Origin of the sequence: Streptomonospora nanhaiensis, from assembly GCF_026642255.1 — a bacterium.
GTDB lineage: Bacteria > Actinomycetota > Actinomycetes > Streptosporangiales > Streptosporangiaceae > Nocardiopsis > Nocardiopsis tropica.
The window spans coordinates 4,330,571-4,350,203 of record NZ_CP113264.1 but is presented as its reverse complement, the minus strand read 5'-3'; the positions used below and the strand labels follow the sequence as shown (position 1 = coordinate 4,350,203).

The 19,633-nt window shown below is 73.4% G+C and carries 19 protein-coding genes; 8 read left to right on the top strand and 11 right to left on the bottom strand.

Features of this window, described 5'->3' with window-relative positions; all coding sequences use genetic code 11:
* Window positions 1-12: 12 nt before the first annotated feature.
* Genes OUQ99_RS18895 through OUQ99_RS18885 form a run of 3 tightly spaced genes read right to left on the bottom strand, consistent with a single transcriptional unit; the run spans window position 13 to window position 2,178 of the window.
* Window positions 13-573, bottom strand: a complete 561-nt coding sequence (locus OUQ99_RS18895) for a kinase (protein ID WP_267945103.1) — start codon at window positions 571-573, stop codon at window positions 13-15.
* Window positions 574-620: 47 nt separating this feature from the next.
* Window positions 621-1,766: an RNA polymerase sigma factor gene (locus tag OUQ99_RS18890; protein WP_267945102.1), complete on the bottom strand. Its 1,146-nt coding sequence runs from the start codon at window positions 1,764-1,766 to the stop codon at window positions 621-623.
* A gap of 4 nt (window positions 1,767-1,770) precedes the next feature.
* Entirely contained in the window at window positions 1,771-2,178 is a 408-nt protein-coding gene (locus tag OUQ99_RS18885; RefSeq protein WP_267945101.1) for a YciI family protein, read from the bottom strand.
* A gap of 140 nt (window positions 2,179-2,318) precedes the next feature.
* Here OUQ99_RS18885 and OUQ99_RS18880 point away from each other — a divergent pair, with 140 nt between their 5' ends.
* Complete coding sequence (locus OUQ99_RS18880; protein WP_267945100.1) at window positions 2,319-2,582, top strand: hypothetical protein; 264 nt, start codon at window positions 2,319-2,321, stop codon at window positions 2,580-2,582.
* A gap of 42 nt (window positions 2,583-2,624) precedes the next feature.
* Here the strand turns inward: OUQ99_RS18880 and OUQ99_RS18875 are convergent, their stop codons facing one another.
* The 6 genes from OUQ99_RS18875 to OUQ99_RS18850 all read right to left on the bottom strand — a co-directional run bounded on the left by OUQ99_RS18875 (window position 2,625) and on the right by OUQ99_RS18850 (window position 8,848).
* Entirely contained in the window at window positions 2,625-3,503 is an 879-nt protein-coding gene (locus OUQ99_RS18875; RefSeq protein WP_267945099.1) for an alpha/beta fold hydrolase, read from the bottom strand.
* A 42-nt stretch (window positions 3,504-3,545) separates the two neighbouring features.
* Window positions 3,546-4,844, bottom strand: a complete 1,299-nt coding sequence (locus OUQ99_RS18870; protein ID WP_267945098.1) for a hypothetical protein — start codon at window positions 4,842-4,844, stop codon at window positions 3,546-3,548.
* Between the two features lie 101 nt (window positions 4,845-4,945).
* The gene (locus tag OUQ99_RS18865) at window positions 4,946-5,524 is read right to left on the bottom strand and encodes a TetR/AcrR family transcriptional regulator (RefSeq protein ID WP_267945097.1); all 579 of its coding nucleotides are present in this window, start codon (window positions 5,522-5,524) and stop codon (window positions 4,946-4,948) included.
* A 329-nt stretch (window positions 5,525-5,853) separates the two neighbouring features.
* Entirely contained in the window at window positions 5,854-6,081 is a 228-nt protein-coding gene (locus OUQ99_RS18860; RefSeq protein WP_267945096.1) for a hypothetical protein, read from the bottom strand.
* Between the two features lie 435 nt (window positions 6,082-6,516).
* A complete protein-coding gene (locus tag OUQ99_RS18855) occupies window positions 6,517-7,374 on the bottom strand; it encodes a SigB/SigF/SigG family RNA polymerase sigma factor (protein ID WP_267945095.1) in 858 nt (285 codons plus the stop codon).
* A gap of 424 nt (window positions 7,375-7,798) precedes the next feature.
* A complete protein-coding gene (locus tag OUQ99_RS18850; RefSeq protein WP_267945094.1) occupies window positions 7,799-8,848 on the bottom strand; it encodes a zinc-binding dehydrogenase in 1,050 nt (349 codons plus the stop codon).
* A 100-nt stretch (window positions 8,849-8,948) separates the two neighbouring features.
* On the opposite strand from OUQ99_RS18850, the gene OUQ99_RS18845 reads away from it, so the two are divergent.
* The gene (locus tag OUQ99_RS18845; protein ID WP_267945093.1) at window positions 8,949-9,524 is read left to right on the top strand and encodes a TetR/AcrR family transcriptional regulator; all 576 of its coding nucleotides are present in this window, start codon (window positions 8,949-8,951) and stop codon (window positions 9,522-9,524) included.
* A 208-nt stretch (window positions 9,525-9,732) separates the two neighbouring features.
* Here OUQ99_RS18845 and OUQ99_RS18840 read toward each other — a convergent pair whose 3' ends face one another.
* Both OUQ99_RS18840 and OUQ99_RS18835 read right to left on the bottom strand, forming a co-directional pair.
* Window positions 9,733-11,337, bottom strand: a complete 1,605-nt coding sequence (locus tag OUQ99_RS18840; RefSeq protein ID WP_267945092.1) for a BCCT family transporter — start codon at window positions 11,335-11,337, stop codon at window positions 9,733-9,735.
* Between the two features lie 406 nt (window positions 11,338-11,743).
* Window positions 11,744-12,388 carry a TetR/AcrR family transcriptional regulator gene (locus OUQ99_RS18835; protein WP_267945091.1) on the bottom strand — a complete coding sequence of 215 codons (645 nt, stop codon included), beginning with the start codon at window positions 12,386-12,388 and terminating at the stop codon, window positions 11,744-11,746.
* Window positions 12,389-12,427: 39 nt separating this feature from the next.
* Between OUQ99_RS18835 and OUQ99_RS18830 the strand changes: the two genes are divergently transcribed.
* The 6 genes from OUQ99_RS18830 (at window position 12,428) to OUQ99_RS18805 (ending at window position 19,623) form a co-directional block, all read left to right on the top strand.
* Complete coding sequence (locus OUQ99_RS18830; RefSeq protein ID WP_267945090.1) at window positions 12,428-13,270, top strand: ABC transporter ATP-binding protein; 843 nt, start codon at window positions 12,428-12,430, stop codon at window positions 13,268-13,270.
* On the top strand, window positions 13,260-14,015 hold the full coding sequence (locus tag OUQ99_RS18825) for an ABC transporter permease (RefSeq protein WP_267945089.1): 756 nt from the start codon (window positions 13,260-13,262) through the stop codon (window positions 14,013-14,015). The genes OUQ99_RS18830 and OUQ99_RS18825 overlap by 11 nt, the downstream gene beginning before the upstream one ends.
* A 460-nt stretch (window positions 14,016-14,475) precedes the next feature.
* The gene (locus tag OUQ99_RS18820) at window positions 14,476-15,393 is read left to right on the top strand and encodes a helix-turn-helix domain-containing protein (RefSeq protein WP_267945088.1); all 918 of its coding nucleotides are present in this window, start codon (window positions 14,476-14,478) and stop codon (window positions 15,391-15,393) included.
* A 200-nt stretch (window positions 15,394-15,593) separates the two neighbouring features.
* A complete protein-coding gene (locus tag OUQ99_RS18815) occupies window positions 15,594-16,472 on the top strand; it encodes an ABC transporter ATP-binding protein (protein ID WP_267945087.1) in 879 nt (292 codons plus the stop codon).
* A complete protein-coding gene (locus tag OUQ99_RS18810) occupies window positions 16,469-17,524 on the top strand; it encodes an iron-siderophore ABC transporter substrate-binding protein (RefSeq protein ID WP_267945086.1) in 1,056 nt (351 codons plus the stop codon). Before OUQ99_RS18815 ends, OUQ99_RS18810 begins: the two co-directional genes overlap by 4 nt.
* Entirely contained in the window at window positions 17,521-19,623 is a 2,103-nt protein-coding gene (locus tag OUQ99_RS18805) for an iron ABC transporter permease (protein ID WP_267945085.1), read from the top strand. The genes OUQ99_RS18810 and OUQ99_RS18805 overlap by 4 nt, the downstream gene beginning before the upstream one ends.
* Window positions 19,624-19,633 lie beyond the last annotated feature (10 nt).

The following is a 19,633-nucleotide window of genomic DNA, read 5'->3' as shown; positions in this document are numbered from 1 at the left end:
CCGGAGCGAGTGTCAACTTCGGGACACCGGACCGTCCCCGCCCGCCGGCCGACCCTTCCCGAGACCGCTCTCGGCGAGGATCCGGTCCAAGCTCTGCCGGAGGGTGCTGTGCTCGCCGATCACCGCCTCCGTCCCGCCGGGCAGCAGGTCGTGCGGGCGCCACCAGGCACGCATCTCGCTCTCGCCGAACTCGGCAGCCGTGGGCCGGGTCTCGTGCCGCCGCAGCGTGGTGGCGAAGGGAACGTCCAGGTAGTAGCAGCGCGAGAGCCCCCGGTGCTCGTCGACCAGGCGGGTGAGCGCGGGCCCGTAGCGGTCGGCGTACAGGATCCCCTCGACCACCACGTGGAAGCCCGCGTCCAGGGCGTGGCGGGCCATCAGGTCGACGAGCCCGATGGCGGCCCCCCCGGGGACGTCCTTCTCCCGCAGGACGGTGCGGCGCACGTAGTCCTGCTCGATGAGAGCCAAACCGCGACCGTACGCCGCGCGCAGTCCGCGGGCGATCGTGCTCTTGCCCGAGCCCGAGTTGCCCCGGATCACCACCAGGCGTGTGTGCTCGCTTCCCGTAGGAGCCATGACCGCGACCCTACAGACCGCTCGTCGCGCCCGGTCCGGGCCCGCCCTCAGCCTCCCCCTCGGGCGTTGAGCCCGGCGGCCCGGCGGGTGAGGTGGTCGCGTTCGGCGAGGTTGGGCGCCTTGAGGGCCGCCTCGGCGTACAGCCGTGCCGCTGTCGCCGGGTCGCCGTCTCGCTCGTGGAGGTAGGCGGCCACCGCGCCGTGGCGGGGCAGTGAGTCGTCCAGGTCCGCGAGCGCCGCCAGGCCGGCGCGCGGACCGTCGGCCTCGCCCACGGCCACCGCGCGGTTGAGCCGCACGATCGGGCTGTCGGTCAGACGTACGAGTTCGTCGTACCACTCGACGATCTGCACCCAGTCGGTCTCCTCCGCGGTGGGCGCGTCGGCGTGCAGCGCCGCGATGGCGGCCTGGGCCTGCAACTCGCCCAGCCGGTCGCGGGCCAGGGCCGCCTGCAGGATCCGGACGCCCTCGGCGATCGAGGCGGTGTCCCACGAACCGCGGTCCTGCTCGGCGAGCGGCACCAGGCTGCCGTCGGGCGCGGTCCGGGCGGCGCGCCGGGCGTGGTGGAGCAGCATGAGTGCGAGCAGTCCCGCCGCCTCCGGGTGGTCGACGGCCGCCGCGAGCCGGCGTGTGAGGCGGATGGCCTCGGCGGCGAGGTCGACGTCTCCGGAGTAGCCCTCGTTGAAGACCAGGTAGAGGACGCGCAGGACCGTGGCGACGTCGCCGGGGCGGTCGAGGCGCACGTCGGAGACGGTGCGCTTGGCCCGGCTGATGCGCTGGGCCATGGTCGCCTCCGGCACCAGGTAGGCCCGGGCGATCTGGCGGGTGGTCAGCCCGCCGACGGCGCGCAGCGTGAGCGCGACGGCGGACGCCTGCGTCAGCGACGGGTGGGCGCACAGGAAGTAGAGCTGGAGGGTGTCGTCCACCGCGGGCGCGGGTCCCGGGGCCGGTTCCTCGTCGAGGAGGGCCTCGCGCCTCCGGCGGGCGGTGTCGGTCCGGGTCGCGTCGAGGAACCTGCGCCAGGCCACGGTGACCATCCACCCCTTGGGGTCGCGCGGCGGGTCGGAAGGCCAGGTGCGGACCGCCTCGACCAGCGCGTCCTGGACGGCGTCCTCGGCCGCCGCGAAGTCGGCTCCGCGGCGGACGAGGATCCCGAGCACGCCCGGCGTCAGGCTCCGGAGAAGGAGCTCGTCCACAGTGTCACTCCGTGATGGTGGGCGGGGCGGTCAGGAACGGGCGCACCTCGAGCCACTCGTGGATCGGCTCCCCGCCCGCCCCGGGGGCGGCCGACAGCTCCCCGGCCAGTTCGACGGCGCGCTCGTAGCTGTCGACGTCGATCACCATCCAGCCGGCGATGAGGTCCTTGGTCTCGGCGAACGGGCCGTCGGTGACGGGCGGGCGCCCCTCGCCGTCGTAGCGGACGAACGTCCCCTCGGGGGCGAGCGCCTGCCCGTCCACGAACTCGCCGCTCTCCTCGAGCCGGTCCGCGAAGTCCTGCATGTACTGCATGTGGGCCGAGATCTCCTCGGGCGTCCACCGGTCCATGGGCACGTCGTTGACGGCGGGCGGGGCGCCACGGTAGTGCTTGAGCAGCAGGTACTTGGCCATCGTGCTTCTCCTCGGTGCTGGTGCGACCCATTGTGGTCGCGTTCACCACGGGGACGGAGCGGGCCACGTGTTCTCGACACGGTCTTCCGAACTTTTTCTGATTCCTCTCCATCGCCCGGCGCGGGCCGGCACGGACCGCGGTGCCCCGGGCCGGGACGCCCGGGGACACCGCCGGTTCAGGACCGCGGTCCGAAGGGGCGGCGATCTTCCTGCTGTTCCTGCTCCCCGGCTTCATCGTCGCGGCCGACGACCTTCCGGCACCGAGCGCGATCCCGTTCTCCATGGCCCTGATCGGCGTGATGGCGATGGCGACGGCCCTCCTCATCCCCGTGGTCGCCCGGAGGGCCGGCGTATCCGGGACCGGGGGCGGTGGCCGCGCCGAACCGAGCCGGAGGGAGGAGTGAGGGGCCGCGGAGCCGACAGGGCCGCTCGTCGGTCGGGCGCGGTCACACGTGCGCGCCCAGGAACGGAAGGACGACATCGGCCATGTCGTCGGGTACCTCCTCCGCCAGATCGTGGCCGGCGTCGAAGACGTGTCCGGTGACGTCGTGGGCCATGAGCCGCATCTGGGATTCGTTGCGGTCGCCGATGAACGCGGATCCGCCGAGCGCCAGGACCGGGATGTCCAGTTTCTTCTGTGCGGCCTGCCGGTTCTGTTCGGCGTCGACGAGCATCGCCCGGTAGATCGAGAGCATCGCACGGATGCCGCCGGGCATGGAGTAGCAGCGCACGTATTCCTCGACCGCGTCGGGGGTGGCGGTGTCGGGGTGGCTGCGCTCGGACTTGATCATGTAGGTGATCAGCTCGCGCTCGTGCCCGCTGATCAGCATCTCCGGCACGTCGGGCTGGAAGTAGAAGCCCAGGTGCCACAGGTGCATGCCGCTGGCGACGTTCTCGGGCGTGAGCGCGGTGTGGTCCTCGAAGCCGAATCCGGGGAACAGGGCCTCGGCGAACACGAGAGCGGTGACGCGGTCGCGGTGGCGCGCGGCGAGCTGGTAGCCGATCACCGCACCCCAGTCCTCTCCCGCCACCGCGTATGTCTCGTGTCCGAGGTGGGCCATCAGTCCGGCGATGTCGTCGCTCATCGTCGCGGAGTCGTAGCCGTCCGCCGGGCGGGCGGAGTCGCCGAGACCGCGCAGGTCGGGCACGACGACGGTGTGGTGGGGCGTCAGTTTCGGGACGAGGTGGCGCCAGTGGTAGCCCGTCTTGGGCACGCCGTGCAGCAGCACCACGGCGGGGCCGGACCCGGCCGTCCGGTAGTGCAGACTCGTTCCGTTGACGGCGGCACGGCCGGTGCGGAGGTGTGTTCCGTCATGGTCGAACATCGTGTTCTTCCCTTTCTCTGTGTGTACTGCGCGGTGCGGGTGTCAGCGGGTCCGGGGAGGGTCGGTGAGGACCACCAGGCGGCCCGGGCCGGTACCGGCCCCGGCTCTCCGGGCAGCGGAGCCGCCGACCGGCCGCAGGGTGACGTTCTCCGGGTAGAGCCGGCCGAGCAGTGCCAGGACGACGAGGTCGTTCTGCCCGGCGGCGTCCAGGGTCGTCTCGCCCGCTCGCGTCCACACCAGCCCCGGTGCGCCCAGCGCGGACCACACGGTCGTTGCGCGGGACCCGGTTCCGGGGTGCGCGTCGTCCGCCGCGGGGGCCGGCCGGTGGGCGTAGCGGTGGCTGCGCAGGGCCTGGCCGAGATCGACGCGGACGGTGGCGCCGTCGCCGGTGACCTCGATGCGGGCGGTGCGGGTCCCGTCGGCGGGCAGCCCGGTGACGGTGCGTGCGGTGAGCGACCCCGGTGCGGGGTCTGCGGGCGGCAGGTCCTCGACGGGGGTGCGGGGCGCGGCGTAGTAGTCCTGTTCCTCGGCGACGTACGTGACGGGTTCGTCGGCGGTGGGGGAGGAGCGCCAGGTCAGCAGGTGCCGGGGTGCGGTCAGGGGCGGATGGTCGAGGACGGCGGGCAGGGCGGTGCCGCCGCCCGCCTCGAAACCGTAGCCGGTGGGGCCGCCGGTGCCGGTGACGGCATGGCGGGCGAAGGCCACGATGCTGGGATGCCGGATCTGACGGACCAGCAGTTCGGTGAGGAAGGCGTCGTGGGCCGGTTCGGTGTGCCGCAGCCCGGTCGGGGTGGTCAGGAGCGGCACGTCCTGCCAGTTGGTGAAGGGCAGGAGGGCGTCACGGAGCAGGACGACCTGGTGCAGCCACTCGTTGTAGAGCTGCATGGCGACGGGCCCGCCGCGCGGGCCGCGGAGCAGGAGGTCGGCTGCGGGAGCGGTGAGCAGGTGGCCGTAGCAGTGGCTGCGCACGACCAGCGGTCCTGCGGGCAGCGGTACCGGGTCGGTGAGCAGCCTCTCCAGGGCCGCGGCTGCCCAGGAGGCCAGCTCCCGGCCGATCGTCTCGGCCTGGGCGCCCAGTTCACGTACTGCCGAGGCGCTGTCCGGGCCGACGGCCAGCGGCAGGGAGGCCTCCCGGGTGCCGAGGGCGAGCGTCGCACGGATCTGGGCCTCCAGGACCGGGCGGTCGGCTCCGGTGAGACCGCCGGCGTCGATGACGCCCTGCAGCAGCGGTTCGGTGGCGGTGAGGAGGTCGCGGGCTGTCAGGGCGGCGCCGTCCGCGGGAAAGGTGTTCCAGCGGCTGCCGCCGAGAGGGGGCGTGCTCCGGGTGGGGGCAGGGGACATGGGTCCTCCTCGGTTGTCGGTGGCGCGGGATCGGCGGTCTCGTGCTCGCGGTCTCCGGCGTCTTTCTTGATCGTCCGATACAGATTCAAGGCATGAAGCAGTCAGTCGAGGGAGGCCAGTGCGACCTCCACGAGGGGCTCGAGGGCGCCGGCGTCCGGCGTGACCTTGGCAGAGACCAGCAGTCCGTTGAGGAAGGTGATGAGGAAGGCGGCGAGGGTGTGCGGGTCGTGCCGCGCCGAGATCTCGCCCCGCTCCGCCGCGACCGCCAGCACCTCGGCCAGCGCCTCCCGGCTCGCGTCCTGCACGTCCCGCACGATGCGCCGGACGGACGGCTCCTCGGGCAGGCGCTCGCAGGCGGCGTTGACCATCAGGCAGCCCCTGCCGTCGTGCTCCACGGCGATGCGCACCCGTTCCGCCAGCAGTCCCCGGACCGCCGAGCGGACGTCCGCCCCCTCCTCCAGGCTGCGCAGGGCGGCCGCCGCGAGGGTGGATCGGTAGTGCTCCAGTGCGGCCCGGTACAGGCCGTGCTTGTCGCCGAACGCGGCGTACAGGGATCCCTGTCCGACCCCCAGGTGCCGGGTCAGATCGCGTACCGAGGTCGCCTCGTAGCCGCGCGTCCAGAACAGCTCCATGGCGCGGCCCACGGCCGCCTCGGTGTCGAACTCACGGGTTCTTGCCATGGCCCCACCGTAACCTATCTGGATCGTACGTTCAAGAAAAGGGGCCGGGGTCCGCCCCGGCAGTGCGCGGCGTGGGCGGCTTCGCGGTCGTGTTCGGGGTCCCACCTGCCCCGACGACTCCCCGGCCGGCGATCGACAGGCCGGTACTCGTGGGGCCCGGACAGGGGCGGCCGGTCATCCCGGGCCGCGAGCCACGTGCCCGGCTCCACGGAACCCGGCGACCACCCGGCGCTCCACGCCGACCGGCGCCGGAGCACGGAAGAGGGGAGGGCGCCCCCGGCCGGGACCGGGGGCGCCCTCCCGTGTCCGGGTGCGGCCGTGGCGAAGGCTCAGTCGTTCTCCTTGGTGATGCGTTCGACGAGCAACCTCTTGCCCTGGTCGCCGGCCTTCTGGTTGTTCTCCTGGATCCTCCGGAACCAGCGGGCGAGCTCCTCGTCGCCCTGGCGCTCGGCGTCCTTGATGTAGCCGTCCAGGCGCCACACGTTCTCCAGCGACTGGTGCACGGCCCAGACCAGGTTGTAGTTCTTGTCCTTGAGCGGGCTCTCCGGCTCGGCCATGACGGCCTCCTCGGTCTCGCGGTTTCTTCGGCCAGGACCCCACTGCCCTGACCCGCCGGGAGGTACACACCGCCGTGCGCGGCGACCGCGGATTCCCGCCCCCGCCCTGCTCCGGTGCGTACGGGCCCCGGGCGCGGGTGCGGAAACCCCCTCGGAGACGGAGTCGATGACGGGTGGTGTCTGTTGCCGGAGGGCGCGGAGGACACGGCCGCCGCCGGGCGGAGGCCGGGCCCGGCGGCAGCCGAACGGCTGCCCCGGAATTGCGCCGGGTCGGTTCCCGTCGTGGCGGCGCCGTTTCCACGCCAACGGGGTCGGAGGTGATCACCAGGGTTTCCCGGCGTGTGTCTCCCGTCGGGGGAGGCGTGTCCTGTGCAGCGGTGCCTCCCGGCCGGGAGACGCGGACGCCGTGGGTCCCGCCTCTTCCCGTGGCGGTCCTCAGGCGGCCGTGTCCATGCCCAGGTCCTTGCGCAGCTGGTCCAGGGTCGCCCGTAGGAGTCGGGAGATGTGCATCTGGGAGTAGCCCAGCCGTTCGGCGATCTCGGTCTGGGTGTGGTCCTGGAAGTAGCGCAGCATGAGGATGTGGCGTTCGCGCTCGGGAAGGCGTGCCAGGGCGGGTTTGAGGGCCTCGCGGTCCACCACCAGGTCCAGGAGGTGGTCCTCGCAGCCCAGGTGCTCCTCCAGGGAGGGCGTGACCTCCCCGTCGGACTCGGAGCCGTCGGGGGCGTCCAGCGACAGGGCCCGGTAGAGGTCGGAGACCTGGCGGACCTCGTCCAGCTGCTCGCGGGTCATCCCCAGCCTGCTCGCGAGTTCGTCGCCGGTGGGCGTGCGCCCCAGTGCCTGGGTCATCTCCTGCCGGGCCTGGTGCAGGCGGATCCGGTTCTCCTGGGCCGACCGCGGCACCCGCATGGCCCAGGTGTGGTCGCGGAAGTGGCGCTTGACCTCGCCGGAAGCGGTCGGCATCAGGTAGCCCAGAAAGGGCACGCCCCGGTCGGGGTCGAAGCCGCGGATGGCCTTGCACAGGCCCACCATCGCCGTCTGGTACAGGTCCTCCACCGGTTCCCCGCGGCCCCCGTAGCGGTGCGCGATCCGCTTCATGGCCGGCGCGTAGTGGGACACGACCCGCTCCCTGAGCGCGCACGCCCGGGGGTCGTCCTCGTCGAGGGCCTTGAGCTGTCGCAGGAGGGCTTCGCCCGGGTCCTGTTCGCCCGGTCCCGGGCGGCGCGGCGCCGGGATCAGGGGTCTGTTGTCGGAGGAGGGGCGGGCTGGGAGCGCGTCGGTGTCGGTGACGGACAAGAGGGTCCCCCTGAAAGTTCGCCTTGTATGTCACTGCCGCGACGGCAGAGCACCGGCATTCGAGTGCCGTCTCCATCCTTCCCTCAGGAAGAGGACTAAAATGTATAGAGGTAACTTTTAGTGTTAAACTGCCATAAATAAGACATTTGACGCAGAAGTCACGAGAGTGGGCGGCCGACGTGCCCGAGGCGCTCCCCAGGCCTGCGAGGGCACGTCGGCGGCCTCCCGCTCCCGGCGACGGCGTCGCGCGCCGTCCCTCATCCCCTGCCACGAGAACCACGGCTCAAACACGCCCCTTCAGGCACACGGCGAGAAACCGTTCCGCTCCGGCGGGGGAGGGTCTGCGCGCCCACGCGGTCCGGGCCTGGTCGCCGGTCGGGCGCCCGCCGCCCGTCTGCGCCCGCCGACCGGGGCGGGCGTCCCGTCAGGGGTGCAGGACGATCTTCCCCACGTGCCCCCGGCGGGCGAGTTCCTCCTGGGCGCGGGCGGCCTGGTCCAGCGGGAACGCCGCGGCGATCACGGGTCGGATCGCGGCCCGGCGGGCCAGGTCCATGAGCAGGTCGAAGTGCGCGGGCGTGTGCATGGCCGAGCCGATCAGCTGCGCGTTGTGCAGGTAGAGGCGGCGCACGTCGAAGGACGCGTCGTACCCGCCGAGCGCCCCGGCGACGACCCACCGGCCGCCCTCGCGCAGGAGCGGAAGCCCCTCGTTCAGCAGGTCCCCGGCGATCACGTCGAGTGCGACGTCGATGCCCTCCGGGGCGGCGGCGCGGACCTGCCCGACGACGTCCCGCGCACGGTCGACGACCTCGTGCGCGCCCGCCTCGCGCACCGCGTCGATCTTGGACCCGCTGCTGACGGCGACCACCCTCGCGCCGCGCGCCCGGGCGATCTGGATCAGCGCGAGACCGACGCCGCCGGAGGCACCCGACACCAGGACGGTCTCCCCCTTCCGCATCCGGCCCCGCTCGATCATGCCCAGGGCCGTGCCGTAGGCGGTCGGCAGTGCTGCGAGCTGGTCGTCCGTGAGCGGGGACTCCGTCACGTCGTGGGCCTGCTCCGCCGGCGCGGTCACGTACTCGGCGTAGCCCCCGTCGCGCTCGCTCCCCATCAGGCCGACCGGGTTCGCGTCCGGCCCCCCGGTGTCGTAGATCGCCGGATCGACGACCACCCGGCGGCCGACGAGGGCCTCGTCCACGCCGGCGCCCACCGCCGCGACCCGGCCGGCCACGTCGGCCCCCTGGATACGCGGGAAGCTGATCGGGCCCCGCCAGCCCGACAGCGCCTCCGGGTCCCCCGGGCGGCCGTAGGCGCCCTCCCGGGTCCACAGGTCGGTGTTGTTCAGCGCCACCGAGCCGACCCGGACCAGCACCTCTCCCGCCTGCGGGGCGGGCACGGCCACCTCCGCCGGCTCGAGGACCTCCGGTCCTCCGTGCTCCGCGATCCGTACCGCGCGCATGGTCTCGGACACGTCCATCGTCTGAACCCCCTCGTAGGTATACCGATCGGTGAACTTCTACCACGGTACACCGATCTGTAAACTCCTGTCACGGTGTACCGAACAGAGAGGGTGCTCGATGCAGGAAGCACAGCCCATGTCACCGGCGGGCCGCCGTATCGCGGCGGCGGCCGAGGAGCTGTTCTACAACCGCGGGATCACGGCGGTCGGGGTGGACCTGATCGCCGAGCGCTCGGGTGTGACCAAGCGGACCCTGTACAACCAGTTCGGCTCGAAGGACCGCCTCGTGGCGGTCTACCTCGCAGAACGCGACCGGCGCTGGCGCTCCCTCGTCCGCGCCGCCGTCGACGCCTGCGACGACCCCCTCGAAGCCGTCACGGCGCCCTTCGAGGCCCTGTGGACCTGGAGCGGGGCCAACACGCGCGGATGCGCGTTCATCAACGCACTGGCCGAAATCCCCGACCCCGCGCATCCCGCGCACCGCATCGCCGCGGACCAGAAGCTGTGGCTGCTGAACCTGTTCGAGGAACTCGCCGCCGCGGCCGGCGGCCCGGCCCCCGCCGCCCTCGCCACCCGGCTGCTCGTGCTGCACGAGGGCGCCCTCGCGGTGCAGCCGCTCCCGATCGACGTCCTGGCGCAGACCGCCGACCTCGCACGAGCCCTGGTCCGGTCCGGCGCACCGCCCCGCCGGTGACGGCGCCGGACCTCCGACGGACGGGCCCGCGGGGGCGGGCGTGCGAAGGGCGGCGGACGCCGTATCGGAGTACCCGCCCGCTCCGGGGGCGTGCCGCGGTGCGGTCGCGGTGTCCCCGCCGCCCGTGCCCCGCCCATCGGACGGGCCACGGGCGGCGTGTGGGGCCCGCGGGGGAGGGGCGCCCCCTTCCCCGCGGACCCGGGACCGGTCAGGCCACCGGCTCCTCGTCGCGCTCCCGGACGGCGCCGTCCCCGTCCTCGCCCGGGGGGCGGCTCGGGGCGACGATGCCCTGCTCGACCGCCATCTCGCGCAGCAGCGGGTGCGTGGTCCACAGCGTCGGCAGCATGACCAGGCCCACGGGGACCGCGGTCACCACGATGAAGGACTGCAGGGCCTGGATGCCGCCGTCCCCCACCAGGAGCAGCGCGACCGCGGCCAGGCCCATGCCCACGCACCAGAACGCGCGGACCAGGCCCGAGGGCTCGCCCGCGTGCATGCTGGAGACCGAGATGGCGTAGGACATCGAGTCGAGCGTGGAGGCCAGGAAGATCAGCGCCACGAGCACCATCAGCACGCCCAGCGCCCCCGTCAGCGGCAGCGCCTCCAGGATGGCCAGTGCCGCGGCGGGCAGGCCGTCCTCGTTGTAGGGGCCCGTGATCGTTCCGGGCGAGCGCTGCTCCAGCCAGATGCCGGTCCCGCCCAGGGCGGTGAACCAGCCCATGGTCACCACCGAGGGCACCACCGTCGCGCCGACGTAGATGTCGCGCACGGTGCGGCCCCGCGAGATGCGGGCGAAGAAGACCGCCATCATGGGTCCGAAGCCCAGGAACCAGCCGAAGAAGAACAGCGTCCAGTACCCGAGCCACTGCTCGTCGCCCCCGTACAGGGCCATCGGCAGGAACTCCTGCGCGTGCACGACGCTCGCCTGCACGAACAGGTCCAGGACGAAGGGCAGGGAGGCCATGCCGACGATGGCGGCGATGAGGGCCAGGGCCACCCAGACGTTGGCCCGGCTCAGCAGTTGGATGCCCTTGTGCAGGCCGCTCAGCACCGACACCGCGGACACGGCGGTCAGGCCCAGGATGATCAGGGCCTGGACGGGATAGGTGTCGGGCAGCCCGAACAACCGGCTGCAGATGTAGGAGATCTGCAGGCCCAGGAAGCCGATGGGCCCCACGGTCCCGGCGATCACGGCGATCACGCAGCTGATGTCGGCGACCGCGCCGATCCAGTGCGTGCGCACCCGCTCGCCCATGAGCGGCCACAGCAGGGTGCGCGGGCGCAGGGGCATGCCCTTCTCCACCCCGCGCATCATGACCAGGGTGGCCAGCGCGCCGCCGATCGCCCAGCCGATGAAGCCCCAGTGGACGAAGCTCTGCGCCAGCGCGTAGGCCGCGCCCTCCGGCCCGCCCGCCAGGTCGGCGTACTGCGGGGGCGGGGAGGCGTAGTGGGCGATGGGCTCGGCCGCCGCCCAGAACACCCCTCCCGCGGCCAGCAGGGTGGTGACGATCATCGCGATCCAGGTGAACCTGCCGAACTCCGGCGAGGAGGTTCCGCCCATGCGGACCCTGCCGTAGCGGGAGAAGGCCAGGATCGTCATCACGACGAAGGTGGCCAGCATCAGGAGCTGCCAGTAGGCGCCGAACCAGCGCGCGGACCAGACGAAGGCCGCGTCGACGACGGCCCCCACCGCACCGGGGGAGGCCAAGGACGCGGTGACGAAGACGACCATGAAGACGCTGGTCACGCCCATGACCCAGGGATCGGAACGTCTGCCTCGCGCGGACGCGCGTGAGCGCAGAGTGGAGAACATGGAGTAGAGGAAGCCCCTCGAATGGAAGCACCGGCCGGGACACGCCGCGGCCGGCATCTGAAGGCCCGTGGCTGCGCGCGGAGGCCGCCGGGAACGACGCCCGGTCTCACTGCCGGCGCAAGAGGTGCTGCACGGGGCCGGCGGGGAGCCGAGAACGGTCCCGCCGGGTCGCCGACGGGCACGGGCGGGAGGGGACGAGGGGAAGACCCCGGGGCCCGTGTCCGCCGGCGCGACGACGACTGTCCACATTACCGCAGGCCCCGGTGTCGGCCCGTGTGAGGGCGGACACGGTCGGACGGGTGTCCGCCGACTCTCCTCCACCGGGAGGAGCCGGCCCGCCGGCTTCGGCGCAGCCGGGCCGACAGCGCGCGGCCCCGGCCGCCCGTCCCGGCGGTCGCCCGGTGCCTCATGCGGGCCCCGTGCCCTCCGCCTCGACCATCGCCACCAGTCTCGTCAGTCCCTCCTCGAACTCCGCGTCCCAGTCGACCGGCAGGTCCAGCACCTCTCCCAGGCGGTGGTGCGCCGGCAGCTCCCGGGGGCCCAGGCGCTCACGCCGCTCCCGGGTCCCGAGGTTCCCCTCCCCGAAGCGGCCGCTCACCTCCGAGACGGCGAAGCCCAGCACGAACGTGCTGAACATCCGCTCCCAGCCCGCCACCCGCTCGTGGGGGATCCCCGCGTCCATGAGGGCGCCGTACAGGGGATCCACCACGCGCATCGCCTCCGGTAGCACCACGGGCCTGTTCAGGAGCACCGAGAACGTTCGCGGGTACCGGTGCGCCGCGGCTCTGGCCCCACGGGCGCACGCGAGCAGCCGCTCGCGCCAGTCCGCCTCCGGATCGGGCAGGGGCACCTCTTGCAGGACTCGGCCGACCAGCCAGTCCAACAACTCGTCCTTGCTCGCGAAGTACCCGTACAGGGCCATCGGCGTCAAGCCGACCTCGGCCCCGATCGCACGCATCGACATGGCTGCGAGACCTCCGTTCTCGGCGATGCGCAGAGCGGCGGAGAGGATCTCTTCCCGTCTTTCTTGATTTATCTTTCCCATGGCCATACTTTACGCCATAGACAATGTTTCTATACACCGAACAGAATGGGTGGTCGTGGCATGTTGGAGGCATTAGGTCTGGTGAAGGGGTACGGGCCGGTCAACGCTCTGGACGATTTCACCCTGGCCGCCCGGCCGGGTGAGATCGTCGGACTCGTCGGGCACAACGGGGCCGGTAAGACCACCTTCGCCAACATCGTCTCCGGGCTTCTGCGCCCCGACGGCGGGCGGGTCCTCGTCGACGGAAAGGCCCCCGGCGCCGCACGCCGCCTCCTCGGGCTCGCACCCCAGCACATCGCGCTGTACCCGACGGTCACCCCCCGTGAGACCCTGCGGCTGTTCGGGGGACTGCAGGGGTTGCGCCGGCGTGAGCTCGGCCGGGCCGTCACCGAGATCGCCGAGGCCCTCCGGATCACCGACTTCCTCGACCGCAGGGTCGGGGTCCTCTCCGGCGGCCAGCAGCGCCGGGTCCAGGCCGCCGCCGCCATGGTCCACAGGCCCGCGCTCCTCCTCCTGGACGAACCCACCGCGGGTGTGGATCCCGAGACCCGCCAGTCCCTGTTGGAGGTCGTACGCGACCACGCCCGGACCGGGGCGGCGGTCGTCTACACCACCCATTACCTTCCCGAGCTCACCGACCTGGGGGCCAGCATCGCCGTCGCCCGCCACGGGCGGGTCATCGCCAGGGGCGAGGCCGGTGAGCTGCTCCACGGACTCCCCGGAGAGGTCCGCCTCACCTTCGACGACGAGGAGATGCGCGTCCCCACGACCGATCCCGCCGCCACCCTGGCCACGATGCTGGTCGAGGCCACCAAGCCCGTGCGTTCGGTGGACCTGAGCCGGCCCACCCTCGACGATCTCTACCGGGCGGTGGTCCGTGCGCACTGACCTTCCCCGCCGCCTGGCCCTGTTGGTCGGCCACAACACCACACTCCGGTTGCGCGACCCAGGCCACCTGATCAGCTACCTGGTCATGCCGATGGTGCTCATGCTCGTCTTCAGCCCGCTCTACAGGGCCGCGCTTCCCCGGGGCGGTGAGGCCCAAGCGGTCATCGGCATGCTGGTGATGTTCTCCGTGCTCTCCCTGTCCGTCGTGGGCACCGCCTTGCTGACCGAACGCACATGGCGCACCTGGAACCGGATGCGGGTCACCCCGGTCTCGGTCGTGGAGATGCTCATCGGCAAGGCGCTGCCCGTCTTCGTGCTGCTGGTCGTGCAACAGACGATCCTCATCGTCTTCGGGGCCCAGGTCGTGGACATGCCCGTCGCCGGCTCCTTCGCGCTGATCCTGTCGGCGGTCTGCGTGTGGTCCTTCGCCCTGCTGGCCATCGGCGTGGCCCTGGCCGGCGTGGTGCGCAGCCACGGAGAGCTCGCGGCCGTCTGCGACGTCGGTGCGCTGACGGTGAGCGCGTTGGGCGGAGCTCTGACCCCGATCGCGATGATGCCCGCCTGGGCTCAGGCCGTCGCGCCCGCCTCCCCCGGCTACTGGGCGGTGACCATGCTCAAGGCCGCGGTCGCGGGGGAGGCCGACGCCGTCGCGCGGGCGGCGCTCGTCCTCGTCGCGGTCGGAGCGGTGGCGGGCGTGCTGGCCTGCATCCGCATCGGCCGGGGTCTGAAGGAACTCCAGGGGTAGAGGCGCGCCTCACCGTCGCGGCCCCTCAGGGGAGGGGGCGCGCGACCGGTCCCACCGCCGGCGCGAGAGGCGCCGCACGGGACCGGCGGGCAGCCGGGACCGGTCCGCCGGGCCGCCGACGGAGAAGGGGGCGAGGGGAGAGTCCCCGAGGGCCTGCCGCGGGGCCGCGGGGGCCCGCGGCACGCGTGCGCCGCCCCCGCGGACCGCGCGGGACATCGACGTGCCGCTGCGCCACCCCGAACGCCGTACCCGGCGCCGCCTGCGACAATAGGGACATGCCGTCCATCTCTCCGTTCCCGGGGCGCACCGCCCGTGCCCACCGGGAGCGGTCGCGCCGCCGCGCCCGCCACGGTGCTCTCCGGGCGATCCCGCCGGGGAAGCGCCCCGCGATCGGCACCGCGACCCCTCGGCGCCGTGCCGCCCGGCGGGTGCTTCCGGCGGGCGGCGGGGCGTGCCGCCCGTGAGCGCGACCGGGGCGGACCCGTCCGGACGCCGTCCGCCCTCCGGGTCGCCCCCGCCCCCCGGTGAGGGCGCGGGCCTGGGGGCCTGGCGGCGTGAGCCGAGCACCCTGGTGAAGCAGGCCGCCCCGCTCCCGGGGGGCGCTGACGCGCCCTTCGTCATCATCGCGGAGTCGCACGTCCCGGGCGCCCCCGCGGAGTGGGAGCCGCACGCCCACCCCGCGCACGAGCTCGTGTGGGTGCGCTGCGGGGCCGTGACCGCCCGTGTCGGCGACCGCGTGTTCACCGTCTCCGAGGGGTGCGGGCTGTGGGTGCCCACGGGGGAGGTGCACGCCGGCCGGCTGACGGCCAGGGCCGAACTCCACACCGCCTTCTTCGCCCCGGACCGCACACCGGTCGCCTTCGAGGGCCCGACGGCCATCGCGATGACCCCGGTGCTGGAGTCCCTGCTCCTGCACCTGGCCCGCACCGACATCGACGCCGGGGCGCGGGCACGGGCCGAGGCGGTCGTGTTCGACGTGCTGGAGCCCTCGCGCCCCCAACCCGCCCTGCAGCTGCCGGGCGACCCCCGGGCCGACGTGATCGCCGAGGCCCTGCTGCGCGATCCCGCCGACGACCGCTCCCTGGAGGAGTGGGCGCGCGACCTGGGGGTCAGCCCCCGCACGATCAGCCGCGCCTTCCGCACCGCCACCGGGCTGTCGTTCGCGCAGTGGCGACAGTCACTGCGCATCCACCGGGCGCTCACGCTGCTCAGCGAGGGGTGCGAGGTGCAGGACGCCTCCGAGCGCCTCGGGTACGCCCAGACCAGCACGTTCATCGACGCCTTCCGGCGTGTGATGGGCACCACCCCGGGGACGTACTTCGACACGCCCCGCGCGACCGCTGACCGGAATTCCGTATCCGGAGTCCGGAAGTCCTGATTGCAGCCTCGGAGCAGCCGTACCTATCCTGAGTGAGTGAAGGCTAACCTAATCTCCTCCTCGGGCGGGCTCGCGTGCGCACGGCCGAAACCGCTGCTCACGGGGCCCGCGCACACCGCCCCCGGCGCCGCCCGAGCCCTGCCGCGGCCCTCCTCCACCGCGGCCGCCGGGAACCCGGCGCGCGCGACGCGCACAGCGCCGTGACGCGCGCACACGCCCTGAGCGGGGAACAGCTGGTCCTGAGCTACGGCAGGTCCACGGTCGTCCACGGAGCCTCCCTCACCCTGGAGGCAGGCCGCGTGACCGCCCTGGTCGGACCCAACGGCAGCGGCAAGTCGACGCTCCTGCGCTCGCTCGCCCGACTCCACCGCGTCGACGACGGCCACGTCACCCTCGGCGGCCGCGACGGGCAGCCCGAGCGCCCGGTGTCCCTGCTCAGCGCACGCCGCTTCGCCAGGGAGGTCACCCTCTTCTCCCAGTCCCGCCCCACCCCCGAGGGACTGGCGGTCAGAGAGGTCGTCGCCTTCGGACGCCACCCCTACCGGCGCGGCTTCGCCGGCCTCTCCGCCGAGGACCGCCGCGCGATCGACCACGCCATGAGCGCCACCGGCGTGCGGGACATGGCCGACCGGGCCGCCGGAGAGCTCTCCGGCGGGGAGATGCAGCGCGTCTGGCTCGCCGCCTGCCTGGCCCAGAACACCGGCGTCGTCCTGCTCGACGAGCCCACCAACCACCTCGACCTGCGCTACCAGATCGAGACCCTCGACCTGATCCGCGACCTCGCCGAGGACCACGGCGTCGCCGTCGGCGTCGTCCTGCACGACCTCGACCACGCGGCCCGCATCGCCGACACGCTGCTCCTGCTGAGCGCCGGCCGCGTCCGCGCCGCGGGCGACCCGGCCGAGGTCCTCACCACCCCGAACCTCAGCGAGGTCTACGGCATCCGGGTCGAGGTCGTCCAGGACCCCCGGACCGGTCGGCTCCGCATCGACCCCGTGGGCCGGCACACGGCCCGCGCCCGCACCACCGCCTCGGACCACCCGAGCACACAGGAACAGAGCAGAGAGAACCACCGATGACCCGTCTCCGCCACCTCGCGGCCGCGGCCTCCGCCGCCGCCGTCCTCGCCGCAACAGCATGCGGCACCACCAGCGTCGAGGAGGCCGAACCCGAGGCCGTCGCCGCACCCGCCTCCGAGAGCTGCGCCGACGACACCACGGCCACCTCCACCGACCCGGTCTCCCTCACCGACGGCGTCGGCCGGCAGGTCGAGCTCGACAAGCCCGCCGAACGCATCGCCGTCCTGGAATGGCAGCAGGTCGAGGACGCCCTCACCCTGTGCGTCACCCCCGTGGCCGTCTCCGACACCGAGGGCTACAGCACCTGGGTGAGCGCCGAGGAACTGCCCGAGGGCGTCACCGACATCGGCAGCCGCGAGGAACCCGACCTCGACACCCTCTACGCGCAGAACCCCGACCTGGTCGTCGTGGAGGCCTTCAGCGCCGACGACGAGATCATCGCCCAGCTCGAGGAGCGCGGCGTGCCCGTCCTCGCCACCCTGGGCGCCGACCCGGCCGACCCCATCGGGAACATGCGCGAGGTCTTCGGGATGATCGGCGAGGCCACCGGCCGCACCGAGCGCGCCGAGCAGGAGCTCCAGAGGTTCGACGACCACCTCGCCGACGCCAAGGAGCAGGTGGCCGCCCTCGACCTGCCCACCACGGACTTCCTCTACTTCGACGGATGGCTCCAGGGCGGCAACCTCACCATCCGCCCCTACGGCGAGGGCGCGCTGTTCACCGCGCTCGGCGAAGAGCTCGGCATGACCCCCGTCTGGACGGACGAGATCAACGAGGCCTACGGCGACGGCGGCGTCAACCCCTCCTACGGCCTCGCGCAGACCGACGTCGAGGGCCTCACCGCCGTGGGCGAGGCCAACCTCTTCTACGCCAACGACGAAGGCGTCGGCGGCTACGTCGAGGAGCTGGAGAAGAACCCCATCTGGACCTCCCTCCCCGCCGTCGAGGAGGAGCGCGCGCACGCCTTCCCCCCGCGGATCTGGGGCGCCGGCGGCCCGCGCTCGACGGAGCAGGCGATCGACGGCTTCGTCGACGCGCTCACCCAGGGATGAGCGGAACACTCCAGGCCCCGCCCCGGCGGTCCCCGCTGCCGCGCGTCGGCATGCGCGGCGGCACCGCCGGGGCGGCGGTCGCCGCGACCCTCACCGCCGCGATCCTCGCCGTCGGCCTGTGGCACCTCACCCAGGGCACCTCCGGCGTGGGCTGGTGGGACCTGGCGCGCTACGCGCTCGGCGAGCGCGAGGACGTCGACGGGGTGCCGGTCGGCCACGTGCTCACCGGCTCGCGCCTCCCGCGCCTGTTCGCCGGCGTGGCCGTGGGCTTCGCCCTCGGCGCCGCCGGAGCACTGCTGCAGTCGGTCACACGCAACGCGCTCGCCTCACCCGACACCCTCGCCGTCACGGCCGGTTCCTACTTCGCGCTCACCGCCGTCGCCGCCTTCGGCCTCGCCGTCCCGCTGTGGGCCTCCGGCCTGGTCGCCTTCACCGGCGGCCTGCTCGCCGCCGCCCTCGTCCTGGGACTCGCCGGCCACGCCGCCGGAACGGCCACGACGCGGCTCATCCTGGCCGGCTCGGCCATGGCGATGGCCCTGGACGCGGCCACCGCCATGATGCTCATCCTGTTCAAGGAGAACACCACCGGCCTCTACGCCTGGGGGAACGGCTCCCTCGTCCAGCTCAACATCGACGCGTCCCTGCGCGCCATGCCGGTCATCGTCGCGGTGCTGGCCGTCGCGCTGCTGCTGAGCCGGCGGCTGGACGTGCTCGGCCTGGGCGACGACACCGCCGCGTCGCTCGGCGTGCCCCTGCGCTCGACCCGGACCATCGCGGTGCTCTGCGCCGTGCTCCTCACCGGGGTCTCCGTCACGCTGGCCGGACCGATCGCCTTCATCGGCCTGGGCGCCCCCGTGCTCGCGCGCCTGATCGCCGGACGGATCCCCTCCCTGCGCCGCCACCTCCTCCTCGTCACCGTCTCCGGCCTCCTCGGCGCACTCCTGGTCCTGTTCGCCGACGCCTCCCTGCGCGCCGTGCTCGGCGCCGAGGGCGCCGCCTCCATCCCCACGGGCGTGCCCACGGCCGTGCTCGGCGGCCTCCTCATCGTCGTCCTCGCCCTGCGCCTGCGCGACGCGGGCCCCGTCCGCCGGCCGCCCGGCGCACGGACCGGGACGCGCACCCGCCGACGCTTCCTCGGCGTCCTCCTCACCGCGGCGGTCCTGCTCGTCGCGGCCGTCCTCGTCGGCGTGCTCGCCGGCAGCCTGTGGCTGCGCACCGGCGACATCGCCCTCTGGCTCCAGGGAACCGCCCCCGACCTCATCGGCCGCGCCCTCGACGAACGGGTCCCCCGCGTGGCCGCCGCCGTCCTCGCCGGAGCGGCGCTCGCCCTGGCGGGCAGCCTCGTCCAGAGCACCGTGCGCAACCCCCTCGCGGAACCTGGCCTGCTCGGCATCACCGCCGGCGCGGGCCTGGGCGCGGTCATCGTCGTGACCTCCGCCGCGGGCAGCGGCCTGCCCTCCCTCGTCACCATGGCGATCCTCACCGGCCTGGCCACCTTCGCCGTGATCGCCGCCCTGGCCTGGAGGGGCGCACTGCGCCCGGACCGGTTCGTCCTCATCGGCATCGGGCTCGGCTACAGCCTCAGCGCCCTCACCACGTTCCTCCTCCTGCGCGCCGACCCCTGGCAGACCCCGCGCATCTTCACGTGGCTCTCCGGGACGACGTACGGGCGCACCTTCCCCGACGTCGTACCGGTCGCCGTGGTGCTCCTGGTCGCGGCGCCGCTGGTCATCGGCCTGGCCCGCCACCTCGACCTGATCGCCGTCGACGAGGACACCCCCCGCATCCTCGGCATGCGGGTGGGGCGGACGCGGCTGGCGCTGCTCAGCGTCGCCGCGCTCCTCGCGGCCGTCAGCGTGGTCGCGGTCGGGGTCGTCGGCTTCGTCGGGCTGGTGGCGCCCCACCTGGCCCGCGCACTGGTCGGCGCCCGGCACGGGCGCAGCATCCCCGTCGCGATCGTGCTGGGAGGACTGCTGGTCTGCGTCGCCGACACCCTCGGCCGCACGCTCATCGCCCCCTCCCAGATGCCGGCCGGGCTCATGATCGCCCTGGTCGGAGCCCCCTACCTCATCTGGCTGCTGCGCCGCTCCCACATCTGAGCCCCCGCAG